Origin of the sequence: Kocuria sp. ChxB (assembly GCF_044359605.1) — a bacterium.
GTDB lineage: Bacteria > Actinomycetota > Actinomycetes > Actinomycetales > Micrococcaceae > Kocuria > Kocuria rhizophila.
The window spans coordinates 2,408,162-2,423,541 of the sequence record NZ_CP121123.1 but is presented as its reverse complement, the minus strand read 5'-3'; the positions used below and the strand labels follow the sequence as shown (position 1 = coordinate 2,423,541).

At 71.1% G+C, this 15,380-nt stretch carries 11 protein-coding genes; 5 read left to right on the top strand and 6 right to left on the bottom strand.

The annotated features are described in order from the left end of the window. Window positions 1-60 precede the first annotated feature (60 nt). A complete protein-coding gene (locus tag P8S73_RS10640) occupies window positions 61-1,146 on the top strand; it encodes a glycosyltransferase (RefSeq protein WP_019310128.1) in 1,086 nt (361 codons plus the stop codon). Here P8S73_RS10640 and P8S73_RS10635 read toward each other — a convergent pair. Genes P8S73_RS10635 through P8S73_RS10625 form a run of 3 tightly spaced genes read right to left on the bottom strand, consistent with a single transcriptional unit; the run spans window position 1,119 to window position 5,914 of the window. Beyond that, window positions 1,119-2,651, bottom strand: a complete 1,533-nt coding sequence (locus P8S73_RS10635) for a lipopolysaccharide biosynthesis protein (protein WP_019310129.1) — start codon at window positions 2,649-2,651, stop codon at window positions 1,119-1,121. The two genes, P8S73_RS10640 and P8S73_RS10635, sit on opposite strands and share 28 nt — an antisense overlap. Window positions 2,652-2,658: 7 nt before the next feature. Continuing rightward, window positions 2,659-4,518 (bottom strand): hypothetical protein, encoded by a 1,860-nt coding sequence (locus tag P8S73_RS10630; RefSeq protein ID WP_019310130.1) that lies wholly within the window; start codon window positions 4,516-4,518, stop codon window positions 2,659-2,661. 37 nt (window positions 4,519-4,555) lie between these two features. After that, a complete protein-coding gene (locus P8S73_RS10625) occupies window positions 4,556-5,914 on the bottom strand; it encodes a glycosyltransferase (protein WP_237708728.1) in 1,359 nt (452 codons plus the stop codon). Between the two features lie 436 nt (window positions 5,915-6,350). Here P8S73_RS10625 and P8S73_RS10620 point away from each other — a divergent pair, with 436 nt between their 5' ends. After that, window positions 6,351-6,851, top strand: a complete 501-nt coding sequence (locus tag P8S73_RS10620; RefSeq protein WP_019310132.1) for a DUF2505 domain-containing protein — start codon at window positions 6,351-6,353, stop codon at window positions 6,849-6,851. A 112-nt stretch (window positions 6,852-6,963) separates the two neighbouring features. Then, entirely contained in the window at window positions 6,964-8,259 is a 1,296-nt protein-coding gene (gene nhaA, locus P8S73_RS10615) for a Na+/H+ antiporter NhaA (RefSeq protein ID WP_019310133.1), read from the top strand. A 120-nt stretch (window positions 8,260-8,379) separates the two neighbouring features. Here nhaA and pth read toward each other — a convergent pair whose 3' ends face one another. Together pth and P8S73_RS10605 are read right to left on the bottom strand one after the other, a co-directional pair. After that, the gene (gene pth / locus P8S73_RS10610; protein WP_029603223.1) at window positions 8,380-8,967 is read right to left on the bottom strand and encodes an aminoacyl-tRNA hydrolase; all 588 of its coding nucleotides are present in this window, start codon (window positions 8,965-8,967) and stop codon (window positions 8,380-8,382) included. A gap of 318 nt (window positions 8,968-9,285) precedes the next feature. Further along, entirely contained in the window at window positions 9,286-9,921 is a 636-nt protein-coding gene (locus P8S73_RS10605) for a 50S ribosomal protein L25/general stress protein Ctc (protein WP_019310135.1), read from the bottom strand. Between the two features lie 761 nt (window positions 9,922-10,682). Between P8S73_RS10605 and P8S73_RS10600 the strand changes: the two genes are divergently transcribed. Continuing rightward, window positions 10,683-12,161 carry a sugar transferase gene (locus P8S73_RS10600; RefSeq protein ID WP_019310136.1) on the top strand — a complete coding sequence of 493 codons (1,479 nt, stop codon included), beginning with the start codon at window positions 10,683-10,685 and terminating at the stop codon, window positions 12,159-12,161. A 277-nt stretch (window positions 12,162-12,438) separates the two neighbouring features. Further along, entirely contained in the window at window positions 12,439-14,109 is a 1,671-nt protein-coding gene (locus P8S73_RS10595; RefSeq protein WP_059281028.1) for a GH25 family lysozyme, read from the top strand. Between the two features lie 250 nt (window positions 14,110-14,359). Here P8S73_RS10595 and P8S73_RS10590 read toward each other — a convergent pair whose 3' ends face one another. Then, window positions 14,360-15,340, bottom strand: coding sequence for a ribose-phosphate diphosphokinase (locus tag P8S73_RS10590; protein WP_039102235.1), 981 nt, complete (start codon window positions 15,338-15,340; stop codon window positions 14,360-14,362). Window positions 15,341-15,380: the final 40 nt, after the last annotated feature.

The following is a 15,380-nucleotide window of genomic DNA, read 5'->3' as shown; positions in this document are numbered from 1 at the left end:
CCGCTGGCCGGCGCGCCGCGCCCGCCCTCCCGTCCACCGCTCTGCAGAAAGGCCCGCCCCGTGCGAGTTCTCCACATCGTCAACGACGCCGAGACCGGCGGCGCGCAGACCCTCATCGAGCAGCTGCTGCTGAGCCGTGAGGCCGGGGACGAGGCGCACCTGCTGGTGCTGCTCTCCCCCGGGGCGCTGTCCCCTCGCCTCGAGGCCGCGGCCACGAGCACCACCTACGCGGGGATGAGCCGCCGTGACGTGCTCCCCGTGGCGGCCGTGCGGGCCGTGCGCACTCTCGTGAAGCGGCACAGGATCGACGTGGTGCACTCCCACCTGCAGCAGTCCGACCTGGTCAACGCTCTCACCCCCCACGGGGCAGTACGGGTGTCCACGCTGCACTCCAGCCTGGACCAGGCCTCGAGCCGCGTGGCGGGGATCGTGTGGCGCATCGCCGCGAAACTGTCCTCACGCTTCGACGCCGTGGTGGCGTGCTCTCCGTCCGCGCGGGACTTCGCAGTGGAGTTCGGCTACCGCTTCCCGGGCGAGCAGATCCGGATCGTGCACAACGGCTCCGTGACCGCCGCGGAGCCCGCCCCGGAGCCGTCGGGAGATCCGCTGCTGCTGCACCTGGGCCGCCACGCGCCGTCCAAGGACCACCCCACGCTCTTCGCGGCCTTCGCGGGGGTGCTGCAGCGCCACCCCCGCGCCCGGCTGGTCTGCGCGGGTCACCGCGTGGATCCCGAGAACACGGAGCTCACCCGAGAGCTGGAACGGCTGGGCATCGACCACGCCGTGACCCTGCGCGGCTCGGTGTCCGACGTGCGCGGGCTGATCCGCTCCGCGCACGCCATGGTGTTCTCCAGCAACCACGAGGCCCTGCCCATGGCGGGCATCGAGGCCCTGGGGGAAGGACTCCCCGTGGTCACCACGGACACGGGAGACGCACGGCTGCTGGCCGTGGAGCCGTGGGCCGTGGTGCCCATGTCCGATCCCGCGTCCTTGGCGGACTCCGTGTGCCGGCTGCTGGAACTGGGCCCCGGGCAGCGCCACGAGCTGCGTCGTCGCAGCTGGGAGCTGGCCCGGGACGAGTTCGACATCCGCGGCGCCGCCCGGCGCTACCGCGAGCTCTACGAAGAGCTGACCGCGGAGTCCTGAACGACCTCCCGCTGGGCCACGTTGAGCTCGTCGTCCCGGCGGCGGATCCGGCGGAACGCCGCCAGGAACACCAGACCGAGCGCCACCGCGCACACCGCGATGGAGAGGACGTCCGGGAGCACGCGCCCCAGCACGGCGAACACGACGGCGCCCACCCCGGCGGCGAGCACCATGAGCGCCCAGGTGCGGAGGTTCTCCGCCTTCACACCGCTGGGCTCGGCACGTTCGCTGAAGTACAGCTGCACGGGCACCGCGAGCGCCAGGGGCACCACGGAGGCCGCCATCACGATCTCCAGGTTGTCCGTCCGGGCCGCGAGCCACACCGCGGGCAGGGTGACCACCAGCACGGCGAGGCTGATGAGGGAGGCCACGAGCGGGCTGCCCCGCAGCGTCATGACCAGGGTGGGCACCTGCCCCAGGGATTCGGCGAGCACGCCCACGACCACCACGGCCAGGGCCGGTGCCGCGAACGCCATCTTGGAGCCGAGCCACACGGTCAGCAGCTCCGTGGGGATCGCCAGCAGCGGGATGCTGATCATGAGCCCCACCAGCAGGGACACCGTCATGGCCACGCGGATGTGCTCCGCGGCCTCGGAACCACGGGCCCGCTTGATGGGGTAGGCGAACGGCATGGCGATCCAGCTGACCACCAGACGAGCGCTCTGGCTCACGCGCATGAGCGCGCCGAACGCGGTGGCGGCCTGCAGCCCGAGGGTTGGACCCACCACGAACAGCGGCAGCTGGTACACGCCCAGCAGGGACAGCGAGCCGATGGACAGGACGGAGGACATCCGCAGCAGCGGTCGGCCCTGCTCCCGCCACGCCCCGGGCAGCGGACGCGCCAGTCCGAAGCGGCGCAGCACGGCGATGAAGCACACGACCGGTGGCAGCAGGAGCGAGAGGCACTCCACGAGCACCAGGGCGATCAGTCCCCCCTGGAGGGGGATGAGCAGGACATATCCCGCGGCTCGTCCCAGGATGGACACCACGGCGGCCTTGCGCTCGATGTCCGGGCGGTTCAGTGCCCACAGCACCGAGTTGCACGCACGGCCCAGCACGGACACGAACAGCGTGATCCCGGCCGCGACCACCATGGGCACCACGGCGTGGCGGTCCCGCTCGGGGACGGCTACGGTTCCCAGGTACAGCGGGAACACCACGAAGTACAGGGTGGTGAGCACCACGGCGAGCACCAGGAACACTCCCACCGACACCGCCACGAAGCTCTCCCGGCGGCGCCGGTGGGCGGCGTCGTCGGGCAGGTCCGCGAGGGTGCGCACGATGCCCGTGCCCAGACCGAAGTCGGACATCGTGAGCAGCTGGATCGCGCTGAACGCGATGACCCACAGGCCGTAGGACTCGGCCCCCACGATCGCGATGGCGAAGGGGTAGAGCAGGAGCAGCCCGAAGACGCTCGTGAATCCCGAGATGTAGTTCCACAGGATGTTGGCTCCCACGCGGGACGTGTCCGTCCGGGGCGCGGGGGCGGCGGGGGTGTCTGGCATGACGGTGCTACTGGACCTTCCACTGGGCGAAGACCTCGTCGAGCTGACGAGCGATCAGGTTGCGTGCGGTGCGCGAGAGCACCGAGTGGTCCACGTGCGGCACGAAGTGCTCGTGGATGTCCCGGCCGCGCCGTTGCAGCCGGGTCACCGCCCGGTCCGCCATGGTCTCCCGGTAGCGGGGTTCGTCGTCCGGACCCACCAGCAGGGTCACGGACCGGTTGCGGCTCGCCCGCTCCAGCACGTGGTCCGGGATCGACGCCGCCGGGCTGCGGGCCATCAGGTTCCACACCGGTTCCGGCGTGTGGTGGCGCAGGGCGAGGGATCCCGCCTGCTTGGCGTCCCCCAGCCGGTCCGTGGCCCAGGCCCGCGCGCCGTTCAGGGCCGTGCGGGCCCGCTCCGGCACCGCGCGAGCCGCAGCGCGCTCGGCGCCGTGCGGGGCCGACGCCGCGCGGCCCGGTTCGGTCCGCCCGTCCCCATGCCTGCTGCCCGGGTGAGGCCCGGACGCCTCCGGGGGCCGGGCCGCGGTCTTGGCGCGCAGCTTGGCGTCCCCGTCGTAGCTCAGCCGCAGCTCGTCGAAGAACTTCTGGTTCATGCGCCACTCGTTCTGACTGACGAGGACCATGGACGTTGCGGCGATCCCCGCGGGTTCCCGCGCGGCACGCAGAGCGGCCCACGCACCGGAGCACAGCACCGTGGCCACCACGTCCGTGTGGAAGTGGTCCGCGAGCCACTGGGCCTGCTCCCGCAGCGCCTGCGCATTGAGGTACCGGTACGGGTTGGGGTCCCGGTCGGACCACAGCAGGGCACGGTCCCCCGCACCGTCCCGGTCCGCCCGCAGGCTCACCACGCCCTGGCCCGCGAGCCGGCGGGCGGTCTCGGACCACAGGGTGGAGCCGTCGCGCGGCTCGGAGGCCCCGGGGGCGAAGAACGTCGTGGGCTTGCCCGGCCACGGTGCCACCGCAGCGGCCTCGTCCTGCACGGGCCCGGTCAGCACCCCGGGGTAGCCCTGGGGGTCCACCACCACGATCTCCTCGGCGCACAGCTCACCGCTGGGGGCCCGGAACACGTTGCGCTGCGGTCCCCTGCCCCCGCAGGCGGAATCCACCAGCTGCGGGCGGGGCAGCCGCCACAGCAGCTCCTCCAGCACGTCGTAGTGCACCCGCACGTCCAGGGACTCCACGCCGTACATCACCTTGGCGCGGGGCTGGTCCTGCTCGCGGTGGATCTCCACGTTGCCGGGCAGCTCCGGGAGCTTGCGCGGGTCCGTGAGGGTGGACAGCTGTCGCGCCTGCTCGTCCGTGAGCCACAGGCCCATGAGGTCTACCCCCTCCCCCACGGGGATCTCGGGGAGCGTGGCCCGGCGCAGCCGCGCCCACTGCTTGACGAACATGGCGCCGCTCACGGGTTCCCACGCGAGCACCCGGTCGAAGTGCTCCGCACAGCGCGTGAGCAGCCCCGCCCCCACCCGGTAGCCGATGCCGAAGACGGGCAGGTCCTCGATGCCGCACACCTCGCGGACCTGGCGGGTGGCGTCAAGGATGTTGCGCTCCCACTCGGCGAGCAGGTCCTCCTCCGGGGACAGTGCGTGGGAGTCCCCCACGCCCCGGTAGCTCACGCGCGCCACGCAGTATCCTGCCCCCGTGAGCAGCATCGCGAGCTGGCGCAGCGGCCGGTAGGCCTGCACGTGCTCCCGACCCACGGGCGGGGCGATCACCACCAGTCCCCGCGTGCGTCCGTTCTCGGGTGTGTGCAGCCACGTGAAGGTGGCGCGCTCTCCCGCGCCCGTCCACATCCCCGCGCCCCGCACCCCTGCGGGTGCGGTGGGTCGGCTGTCCATCTCTGGTGCTCGTGCCTCGATGACGGTCATGGTCTTCTCCCCCGGTCTCTCCCCTGTGATGCGCTGTTCACGCGTCCGTGTGCTCCACGAGCGGGACGCTGATCCCGTAGATCTCGCCGAGCCTGCGGCGCTGCACCGCGTAGCAGTTCTCCCACAGCGCCTTGCGCGCCCACGCGGAGACCTCGTCCCGCGCGCGCTCGTCCGTGATCTCCGCCCAGCGCCGTGCCACGTCCTCCGGGGTGTCCACGACGACGGGCAGCCCCGCGTCGTCGAACACCCGGATCCGGCGCACGACCACCGGGATGTCGCTGAGAGCGGCCTCCAGCACGGTGATGGGGAAGCCCTCCCAGCGCGCCGTGTGCAGGTAGACGTCCGCGCGCTGCAGGTGCTCGCGCACCTCGTGGTGCCCCACCCAGCCCGTGACCTCCACTCCGTGATCCCGCAGGAGCTGCTCGACGTCCGCGTCCCCGCCGCCGATCCACAGCGGGGCCACGCGGTGCCCGGCCGCACGGATGGCCTCAACGGCCTGCACGAAGAACACCGGGTCCTTCTGCGCGGCAAGGCGCCCGGCTCCCGCGACCACGAGCGGCTCTCCCGGCTCCGGTCGGCGCCTGGGACCCCCGTGCGGGTGCGCGATGTTGGGCACGTACACCGTGTGCGGTGAGATGGGTCCCCAGTGCGCCACGTTGTTCTCGGCCTTGGAGCAGCCGGCGAGCACGTCCGTGCGTGCCGCGAGCGCACCCTCCAGGACCCAGTAGCCCAGCCTGGTGAGGCGGGAGCGGTCCAGGCGGGAGAAGGACCACGCGTGCGGCGTGTACACCTGCTTGATCCGGGACAGCGAGACGTCCAGGTACTTGTTGCTCGTGAGCTCCCGCAGGGCACTGTCCAGCGGGGCCGGCACGGTGCGCGTGCGGCGTCGTCCCGTGCCCTGCTCCCGCGGTGCTGCGAGCCCCAAGGGAACCTGGTCCTGGCCCGACGGCGCGAGGTCCGCGTGCGAGAGCAGGTCCCCGTGGCGCTCGGCGCGCGTGGTGGGCGCCGCGGGCGCGTTCAGCGGCGAGAGCGTGTCGTTGCGGCGGCGCGGCAGGTGGCCCACGGCCAGGCGGGCGTAGACCCCCGCGTAGCTCGAGTGGGAGTGGATCACGTCCGGCTTGACCTCACGGATGGCCCAGCGCGTGGCCTTGATGTTCGCCAGGTGCCCCCCGGGCAGCGTGCGCACCGAGGTGAAGTCGCCGTCCCACTGCGCCTCGAGGTTCACGGCCTCCGGCCGCAGGTGGCACAGCAGGTGGTGCTCGCACTCCGGCGTGGCGCGGGCGTAGTCGCGCACCGCGGCCGCCACGCCGCCGCCGAAGGCCTCGACCACGTGGAGCACCACGGGGTGACCGCCCCGCGGCCCGGGGACGTCCCGGGGCACCGGTCCGGGCGCCACGGTCGCCGATGTTGCCGAGGTGCCCGGCGACGCGCCGTGACCCGCTGAACGCGGATGCTGCAGAAACATTCAACCCCCCATGGCTGCGCGTCCGCGCGGAGGTCGCGGGATGCGGTCAGGTGCGCGCGTGCTTGCGCGCCGTGCGGGATCCCCACCCCGCCGTTCGGCCGCCGCGTCCAGAACCCCCGGGACGGCCGGAGATCAGTCTAGAGAGGCGGACACCCTGCCAGTTGCCGTCAGGAGCCAGATTCCTGCCCGCTCTTTGGCGGACACCCCGGCGCTGCCCCTGATCCTGCGGCGGTCACGGGGGTGGCTCCCCCTGGCCCGGGCCGAGGGCGGCGCCCCGCCCTCCCGCCGTTAGGATGGACGGAAGCACCCGCGCCGGTCACCACGGGCGCGGAACCGACGAACCGCTACCGATCCCGCAAGGAGCACCATGTCCGTCAATGCATCCACCACCATCAAGGCCCCCGTGGACACCGTCCTGAAGACCTTCGTGGACGAGGCGTTCGTGCGCCACGTGACCGAGCTCGGGGGCGCGCAGTTCGAGTCCTTTGAGGTCAACGGCGACACCTCCACCGCGTTCACCGCGACCACCGTGCGCAGCATGGGTTCGGACAAGCTGCCGGACGCCGTCAAGAAGTTCGTGAAGAACGGCGTGAAGTTCACCCAGGTGGACACCTACGACGCCCCCGCCGCGGACGGCTCCCGCACCGTGCGCACCGAGATCAAGGCCTCCGGCCTGCCCGTGGGCGCCACCGCCCAGCAGCAGGTCAAGCCCCTGGGCGAGCAGGAGACCTCCGTGGACGTCACCGGTGAGGTCCAGGCCAACATCCCGCTGGTCGGCAAGAAGATCGCCGCCACGGCCGAGCCCTACATCGGCAAGGCCCTGACCCTGCAGGCCCGCCAGGCCGAGGCGTGGATCGCCCGGCACTGACACCAGCAACGCCCCGGACGGCCGGACGGCACCCCGCGTGCCGCCCGGCCGTCCCCCATCCGACACGACAGTCGCGGACCAACCACGGTGCGCGCGTTGGGAGATCCTCGTAGTGAGCACGGACACGCAGACGGCCCCGGAATCCGGGGGACGCATCACCACATTCCTCCGCAAGGACACCACGGGCGGGCTCCTCCTGCTGATCGCCATGGTCCTGGCCATCGTGGTGGCCAACTCCCCGTGGAGCGAGGCCTACTTCGGGCTCCGGGACGCCGAGGTGGGCCCGGGAGAGGTGGCCGGGCTGCAGCACACCGTGGGGCACTGGGCCTCGGACGGGCTGCTCGCCATCTTCTTCTTCCTCACCGGTCTGGAGCTCAAGGCCGAGTTCGTGGACGGGGAGCTGCACAACCTGCGCAAGGCCATCCTGCCCGTGGTGGCCGCCGTGGGCGGCGTGGCGGTTCCGGCGCTGATCTTCCTGGGCATCAACCTGGCCTCGGGCGGTGACCCCACGGCGCTGCACGGCTGGGCCATCCCCACGGCCACGGACATCGCCTTCGCGGTCTCGGTGCTCGCGGTCGTGGGATCGTCCCTGCCTGTGGCCATGCGCACGTTCCTGCTGACCCTGGCCGTGGTGGACGACCTCATCGCGATCGCCATCATCGCCTTCGTCTACACGGAGAGCGTGGAGTTCGGGTTCCTGGCCGGCGCCGCCGTGATGCTGGGCCTGTTCTGGTTCCTCACCCACAAGTACATGGGCTGGTTCATGGCGCAGCACTGGGCGGCGTGGGTCATCCTGCTGCCCATCGGTGTGATCACGTGGTGGCTCGTGTACGAGTCCGGGATCCACGCCACGATCGCCGGCGTGCTGCTGGGCTTCATGGTTCCCGTGCTGAAGCAGGAGCCGCGCATCATCCGCCAGGAGGACCCCCGCATGGGTCTGGCCCCCGCACTGGAGTACCGGTTCCGGCCGCTGTCCAACGGGCTGGTCATCCCGGTGTTCGCGTTCTTCTCCGCGGGCGTGGCCGTGGGCGGCTGGGAGGGCATCACCGCCGCCGCCACGGACCCCGTGGCCCTGGGCATCGTGGCCGGTCTGCTGATCGGCAAGCCCGTGGGCATCTTCGGAGCCGCGTGGCTCATGGACCGGTTCACCTCCGCGGAGAAGGACCGGGACTACACGTGGTTCGACATGCTGGGCATGTCCGTGGTGGCCGGCATCGGCTTCACGGTGTCCCTGCTGGTCGCGGAGCTGAGCTTCGGCGAGGGCAGCCCGCACAGCGACCACGCCAAGGTGGGCATCCTGTGCGGCTCCCTGCTGGCCGCGATCGTGGGTGCCGCGCTGATCGCCCCGCGCAACCGCAAGTACAAGGCCATGCGCGCCGCCGGTCACGACCCGGACACCCTGGACTGAGTCGACGACGCCGCACGCGCCCCACCACGAGCAGCGCCCCTTTCCGTGTGGAAAGGGGCGCTGCTCGCGTTCGTCCCCTCCGTCGCGCAGCCGCTGGCCCGAGGGGTGGAACCCGTCCGGTCAGGCGGGGTTGCGCGCGTGCACGTGCTGCTGGGTGGCGGTGAGCCCCTGCTCCGTGAGCATCTCCACGGCGTCCGCGGCCTCGGACACCAGCAGCGGCAGCTCCTTGGCCTCCGCGCCGGAGAACTTCTTGAGCACGTAGTCCGCGGTGTCCATGCGTCCGGGCGGGCGGCCGACACCCACGCGCACGCGCACGTAGTCCTTGCCGCCCATGGCCTTGGTGATGTCCCGCAGCCCGTTGTGGCCGCCCTCCCCGCCGCCGCGCTTGAGCTTGACGGCCCCGAAGGGGAGGTCGATGTCGTCGTGCACCACCACGAGATCCTCGAGCCCCAGCGAGTAGTACCCGGCCAGGGCGCTCACGGGTCCGCCGGAGAGGTTCATGTAGCTCAGCGGCTGGGCCAGCACGAGCCTCGGGGCGCCCGGGCGCAGCCGCGTCTCGGCCACCGCGGCGCGCGCCCTGTGCGCCGACAGCCGTGCGCCTGCCCGCGCCGAGAGCTCCGCGACCACCATGGCGCCGATGTTGTGCCGCGTGCCCGCGTAGCGCTCACCCGGGTTGCCCAGTCCCACCACCAGGGTGCGATCGCCCATGTCCTGCTCCTCACTCGTCGTGAATCTCGTACTGTGCTCGGCTCCGGTGACCAGCCACCCGCCGGCCTGGAACCCCTCGTCGACCGGTGCGAACGAGTCCCGCCGCCTCATCGGAGATCGGGGGGCTCCGGATCCCGGGGTGGCCCCGGCGGTCCGGCCGCCACGCCCCGCAGCGACGTGGACGCCACCCCTATGACGGGATGCCTCACGGAGCGTGGTCCGCCCCGCGGACGCAGAACGGCGGCGGGCGCCCAGGGCACCCGCCGCCGCTACGAGACCGCGTCGCGTCCGCCTGCGGGCGCGACCTGGAACCGGTCCTTACTCGCTGTCCTCGGAGGACTCCTCGGACTCGCCCTCGGACTGCTCGCCCTCGGTCTCCTCGTCCTCGGTCTCGGGCTCCTCGCCCAGGTCCTGCTCGATCGGCTCGGAGACGTTGACGACCAGCAGCTCGGGGTCGGACACGAGCGTGACACCACCGGGCAGGGTGACGTCCTTGGCGTAGACGTGCTCGCCGGCCTCGAGGTCCGCGATGTCCACCTCGAGGTACTCGGGAACCTTCAGGGCGTCGGCCTCGACCACGAGGACGTTCTCCTCGACGTTGTGGATGGCGGTCGGTGCGACCTCGCCCTCCACGTGCACGGGGATCTCGACCTCGACGCGCTCGCCGCGGCGCACGGTCAGCAGGTCGATGTGGAGGATCTCGGGACGCACGGCGTGGCGCTGGACCTCCTTGATCATGGCCAGGTGACCCTCGCCGTCCACGTTGATCTCCAGCACGGCGTTGGAGTTGCGGGAGGCCAGCATCATCTCGTGGCCCGGCAGGATCACGTGCAGCGGCTCGGCGCCGTGGCCGTAGATCACGGCGGGGATCTGGTCGTTGGCGCGGACGCGGCGGGCGTAGCCCTTGCCGAAGTCGGTGCGCAGAGTTGCGGGAATGGTGATGACATCCACCATGATGGTGCTCCTTCGATCGTTGGTCTGGTTGGTCACCGTCAGACCGTCCGCGCGCTCGCGGTGCGGGTGGCACCGGACGTTCGGGCGGTCTGCGACCGACGTGGTGCGGCACTCCGCCCACCGCCCGGGAAGTCTGCACCGGGTGCGGCGGATCGAAAGGATCCACAGGCCGTCGTCGATAACGGGGCGCGCACGCCCCCTCGCCTTGGCAACCCGCACAGGATACCACGGGCGCAGCGGCCTCGGCGGGGGTCACGACGCCGCCCGTGGAGGGCGGGGCGAGCCTCACGGGCGCCGTTCGCCCACCCCCGGAACCCGCTCCCCCGGGACGCATCCACCCGAGGACGAATCCACCCGGGGACGCACCCACCCCGGGACTCGCGCACCCCGGGGCGGAGTCCGGGCCCCGCCCGGAGGGCGGTCGGGGTGCGCACCCGTGGTGGGGGTGCGCACCCGTGGTGGGGGTGCGCACCCGTGGTGGGGACAACGCGTTCGCCGACGCCACCAGGGCGGGTGACAACTGACCCCCATCCGGTCCACGGCCCGCCGCGATCCTTCGCGGTCCGTGTCCCCACATCAGCCCCGAATCATGTCATTGCGGGGTATTTGACCAGGTGAGGGGGTATATTCAGGTGTTAGCGGGCGTAAATCTCGGGGGAGATGAACACCGTGTGCTGGGGCCGCCTCACATCGGGCCAGCACCGAGCGAGCGCGTGGGGCGTCTCGCCGTCGAACGGTTTTTGGGGGAAGGTTCGTCGACCGTGTTCCAGAAGGCAAGCCACAAGCACAAACATCTGTCCTGGCGTGAGAGCTACCAGCGCGAGCTGAGGGTCTACGACGCCGTCGCACTCGTCATCGCCCTGGCCGCGGCCCAGGCCCTGCGGTTCGGGCGGCTCCAGGGGCTGCTGCAGCTGGACGAGCTGCCCATCCCCTACTGGCTGGTGGGCGTCCTGCTCGGGCTCGGCTGGTGGGTGTGGCTCGAGCTGAGGGGTACCCGCGGGGTGCGTCTGATCGGCAACGGGGCCGAGGAGGCCAAGCAGGTGGTCACGGCATCGCTCACGCTCTTCGCCGCGATCGCCATCGCGTCCTACGCCTTCAACGTGCCCACCGCGCGCGGGTACATCCTGATCGCCCTGCCCGTGGGAACGCTCACCCTGCTCGGGGGGCGCATGTGGACCCGCCGCCAGCTCATGCGCCGGCGCTCCCGGGGGCTCAACATGTCCCGCACCATGGTGGTGGGCCGCTTCCCCGGCGCCGTGGAGCTCGTGGGCGAGCTGCAGAGCCGCCCGGACGCGGGCTTCGACCCCGTGGTGGTCTACATGCCCACGTCGCACCACAAGCTGCCCGAGTCCCTGTCGTCCGTCCGCCTGCCCGAGAACGCACTGGCGCCTTCCGAACGTCCGAGCGTGCAGGGGATCATGAGGGCCTGCCGCGAGCACGACGTGGAGACCCTGGTGATGGCGGCCGCGGTGCCGCTCAGCACCACGGAGATCCGCCACCTCGGCTGGGCCCTCGCGGACGAGCGCATCCGCCTGGTCATGAACACCGGTCTCACGGACGTGGCCGGTCCCCGCATCCACACCCAGCAGCTGGCTGGGCTTCCCCTGATCCACGTGGCCACGCCGCGCTTCACACGGGCCAAGAAGATCGTCAAGCGGTGCATCGACATCGCGGGCTCGCTCACCGCGCTGATCCTGCTCTTCCCCGTGATGCTCGTGCTGGGCATCCTGGTCAAGGCGCACGACGGCGGTCCGGCGTTCTTCGCGCAGGAGCGGGTGGGGATCGACGGCACCCGGTTCAAGATGCTCAAGTTCCGCTCCATGTACACCGATGCCGAGGAGCGCAAGGCCGCCCTGCTCGCGGCCAACGAGTCCGACGGCGGCGTGCTCTTCAAGATGAAGGACGATCCCCGGGTGACCAAGCCGGGCAAGTGGATGCGCCGGTACAGCCTGGACGAGCTGCCCCAGTTCATCAACGTGCTCAACGGCTCCATGTCTCTGGTGGGCCCGAGGCCCCCGCTCGCCAGCGAGGTGGACAAGTACGAGCAGCACGTCTACCGCAGACTCCGGGTCCGCCCCGGCATCACCGGCCTGTGGCAGGTGTCCGGGCGTTCCAACCTGGACTGGAACCAGACCGTCCGCCTGGACCTCTACTACGTGGAGAACTGGTCCCCCGTGCAGGACATGGTCATCATGCTGCGCACCGTGCGCGCCGTCTTCGCCTCCGACGGCGCCTACTGAGCAGCACTCCCGGACGGGCTGGGGAACGGGGCGGCCAGGAGCGCAGCGGCCGGGTGCGGGGCACCTCGACCACTCCGCTCGAGCGGGCGCCGTCGGGGCCAGCCGTCACCTCGCGGCCACGGGATGGTCACGCACCCGTCATCTGCGCGTCGCCCGAACCCGGGCGTGAGATACCTCAAATTCCTGTGTGAACCTCTACACTTTCTAGTGCGTTCCCCCAGGTTGCTCGCCTTCCCCCCTGCCGAGCGGCTCCCCCTCATGCAGTAAGGCCAGGCCTATGATCTCCCCCCGCACATCAGTGCTGCCCGCCGCCGTGACCGCAGCCGCGCTGATCGTCACCAGCTTCCTCCCGGCCTCAGCGGCCGAGGACCCGCACCAGAACCTCAACCCGGACAAGGGTGACGTGGTCTCGGTCGAGACGGAGGAGCTGGAGACGGTGGTGCAGGACCCCCAGCTGCCCGCCGCGCCGCCGAAGACCGGGGACAAGAACCCCGGGGCCACCATGGGCCAGAAGATGAAGACCATGGAGGACACCACCAAGCTGTCCCCCGCCTCGGAGAAGGAGCTCGAGAAGGTCGAGAAGGCCGTGCTGGGACGCGGCCCCGCGGCGTCGGCCTCCCCGTCCGGCGCCGCGTCCGGCGCGAGCACCCCGAGCAGCGGCGCCACCGGGACCAAGGCACCGCAGGCAGCGGACACCGGCGTGGGCCCCGCGGGTTCGATGTCGCTCGTGATCCAGCAGAACTCCTGGCGTCCGGCCGGGATCGCCGGGATGGACGTCTCCGGCTGGCAGCCCGCGGTCAACTGGAGCGCGGAGTACGCCAACGGCGCGCGCTTCGCCTACGTCAAGGCCACCGAGGGCATCGGCTACCGTTCCGAGGCGTTCAACGACCAGTACACCGGCTCCTACGCCGTGGGCATGAACCGCGGCGCCTACCACTTCGCGCTGCCCAGCCAGACCTCGGGCGCCGCGCAGGCCGACTTCTTCATCAGCAACGGCGGCGGCTGGTCCGCGGACGGCCGGACCCTGCCGGGGCTGCTGGACATCGAGTACAACCCGTACGCCTCGCTGGGCAACACGTGCTACGACATGTCCCCCGCCCAGATGAACTCGTGGATCCAGTCCTTCTCCGACCGCTACAAGCAGCGCACGGGACGACTGCCCGCCATCTACACCACCGCCGACTGGTGGAGCACCTGCACCGGCAACACCGCGCAGTTCAACAACCACCCGCTGCACCTCGCGTCCTACGGGGTCACCAGTCCCGGCTACATGCCCAACGGCTGGTCCCGCTACGACCTGTGGCAGTTCTCGGACAGCGGCCCGTTCTCCGGTGACTCCAACGTGTACGGCGGCTCGTGGCAGCAGTTCCAGTCCCTGGCCTCGTCCGCGAACTACCAGCCCCTGGGCGGGCGCCCGTCCGGCTACACGGTGAGCGGCGGCATCGGCGCGGTCTACAAGAAGACCGGCGGTGCCGCCACGTGGGGCCAGCCCGTCTCCAACGAGCGCAACGCAGGGTACGGCGGGAAGTACCAGCAGTTCTCCCGCAACGGCGTGATCAGTACCGCCTACTGGCACCCCGGCAGCGGGGCCCACATGCTGCGCAACAAGTCCAGCATCGGCGCCAAATTCCTGGGTGCCGGCAGCGAGTACGGCTACGGCTTCCCCTCGACCGAGGAGCGGCCCCTCCCCGGTGGCGCCTACCAGGTGTTCCGCGCTCCGAACGGGCGCACCACCAAGGTCATGTGGACCCCCCGAAACGGCCCGCACGCCATCAAGGAACAGGGCGCGATCGGCAAGCGCTGGGCCCAGGGCGGCATGGAGCGCGGCATGGGCTTCCCCACCACTGACGAGTACCGCCGCGGGGACGAGATCCGCCAGACCTTCTCCAAGGGCTACATGATCGGCTACAACACCAAGACCGGTCACGTGCGGGTCCTCAAGATCTGAGCCCCGGGTCCGGGCTCCCCGGATCCCCCGCACACCCGTCCGACGGCGGCCCGGAGCCCCGGGTCGCCGTTGCCGTGTCCGCCGGACTCGGCCCGGCCCCGGCCGGCCCCGCACCGGAACCTGGGCGACCCTGCCCCCGGAACCTGACCGACGCCGCCCCCGCAACCGGGCCGGCACGCGAGAGAGCCGCCCTCGTCCTGCGACGTGGGCGGCTCTCCAGGTTCCGGCCCGGGGCCGGGAAAGGCTCGGATCAGGAGTTGCCGTTGAAGAGGCTCGTGACCGAGCCGTCCTCGAAGACCTCCTGGATGGCGCGGGCGATCAGCGGCGCGATCGAGAGCACCTTGAGGTTCTCGAACTGGTGCTCGGGCGGCACGGGAAGGGTGTCGGTGACGACCACCTCGTCCGCTCCGCACGAGGACAGCCGTTCCACGGCCGGTCCGGAGAACACGGCGTGGGTCGCGGCGATGATCACGTTCTTGGCGCCCTGGTCCTTGAGCACCTGCACGGCGCCGGCAATCGTGCCGCCGGTGTCGATCATGTCGTCGATCAGCACGCAGGTGCGTCCGGCGATGTTGCCCACGACCTCCTTGGACACGGCCTGGTTGGGCACGGTGATGTCGCGGGTCTTGTGCACGAACGCAAGCGGTGCACCGCCCAGACGCTCCGCCCACTGCTCGGCCACGCGCACGCGTCCAGTGTCTGGGGAGACCACGGTGACGTTGTCCACGTCCACCACGGAGCGCACGTAGTCGCTCAGCAGCGGAATGGCCATGAGATGGTCCACGGGGCCGTCGAAGAAGCCCTGGATCTGCGCGGTGTGCAGGTCCACGGACATCAGCCGGTCCGCGCCCGCGGTCTTGTAGAGGTCCGCGATCAGACGGGCCGAGATGGGCTCACGGCCGCGGTGCTTCTTGTCCTGGCGGGCGTAGGGGTAGAACGGGCTCACCACGGTGATGGACTTGGCGGACGCCCGCTTGAGGGAGTCCAGCATGATCAGCTGCTCCATGAGCCACTGGTTGATGGGCGCCGGGTGGGACTGGATGAGGAAGGCGTCCGCGCCGCGCACCGACTCCCCGAAGCGCACGTACGTCTCGCCGTTGGCGAAGTCGTAGGCGTCCGTGGGGACCAGTTCGGTGCCCAGTTCACGCGCGATGTTCTCCGCGAGCTCGGGGTGCGCCCGACCCGAGAGCAGAACCATCCGGTTCGAACCCGTGTTGGTGATGCCGGTCATGTGAACTCGCTTTCTCTGAATTCCTCGTGGTTCCTGCTCG

Coding starts and splice junctions, on each gene's coding strand:
- P8S73_RS10635 (WP_019310129.1), bottom strand. CDS start 2,651: ATGCCAGACACCCCCGCCGCCCCCGCGCCCCGGACGGACACGTCCCGC.
- pth (WP_029603223.1), bottom strand. CDS start 8,967: ATGGGCGATCGCACCCTGGTGGTGGGACTGGGCAACCCGGGTGAGCGC.
- P8S73_RS10595 (WP_059281028.1), top strand. CDS start 12,439: ATGATCTCCCCCCGCACATCAGTGCTGCCCGCCGCCGTGACCGCAGCC.
- P8S73_RS10620 (WP_019310132.1), top strand. CDS start 6,351: ATGTCCGTCAATGCATCCACCACCATCAAGGCCCCCGTGGACACCGTC.
- P8S73_RS10630 (WP_019310130.1), bottom strand. CDS start 4,518: ATGACCGTCATCGAGGCACGAGCACCAGAGATGGACAGCCGACCCACC.
- P8S73_RS10605 (WP_019310135.1), bottom strand. CDS start 9,921: ATGGTGGATGTCATCACCATTCCCGCAACTCTGCGCACCGACTTCGGC.
- P8S73_RS10590 (WP_039102235.1), bottom strand. CDS start 15,340: ATGACCGGCATCACCAACACGGGTTCGAACCGGATGGTTCTGCTCTCG.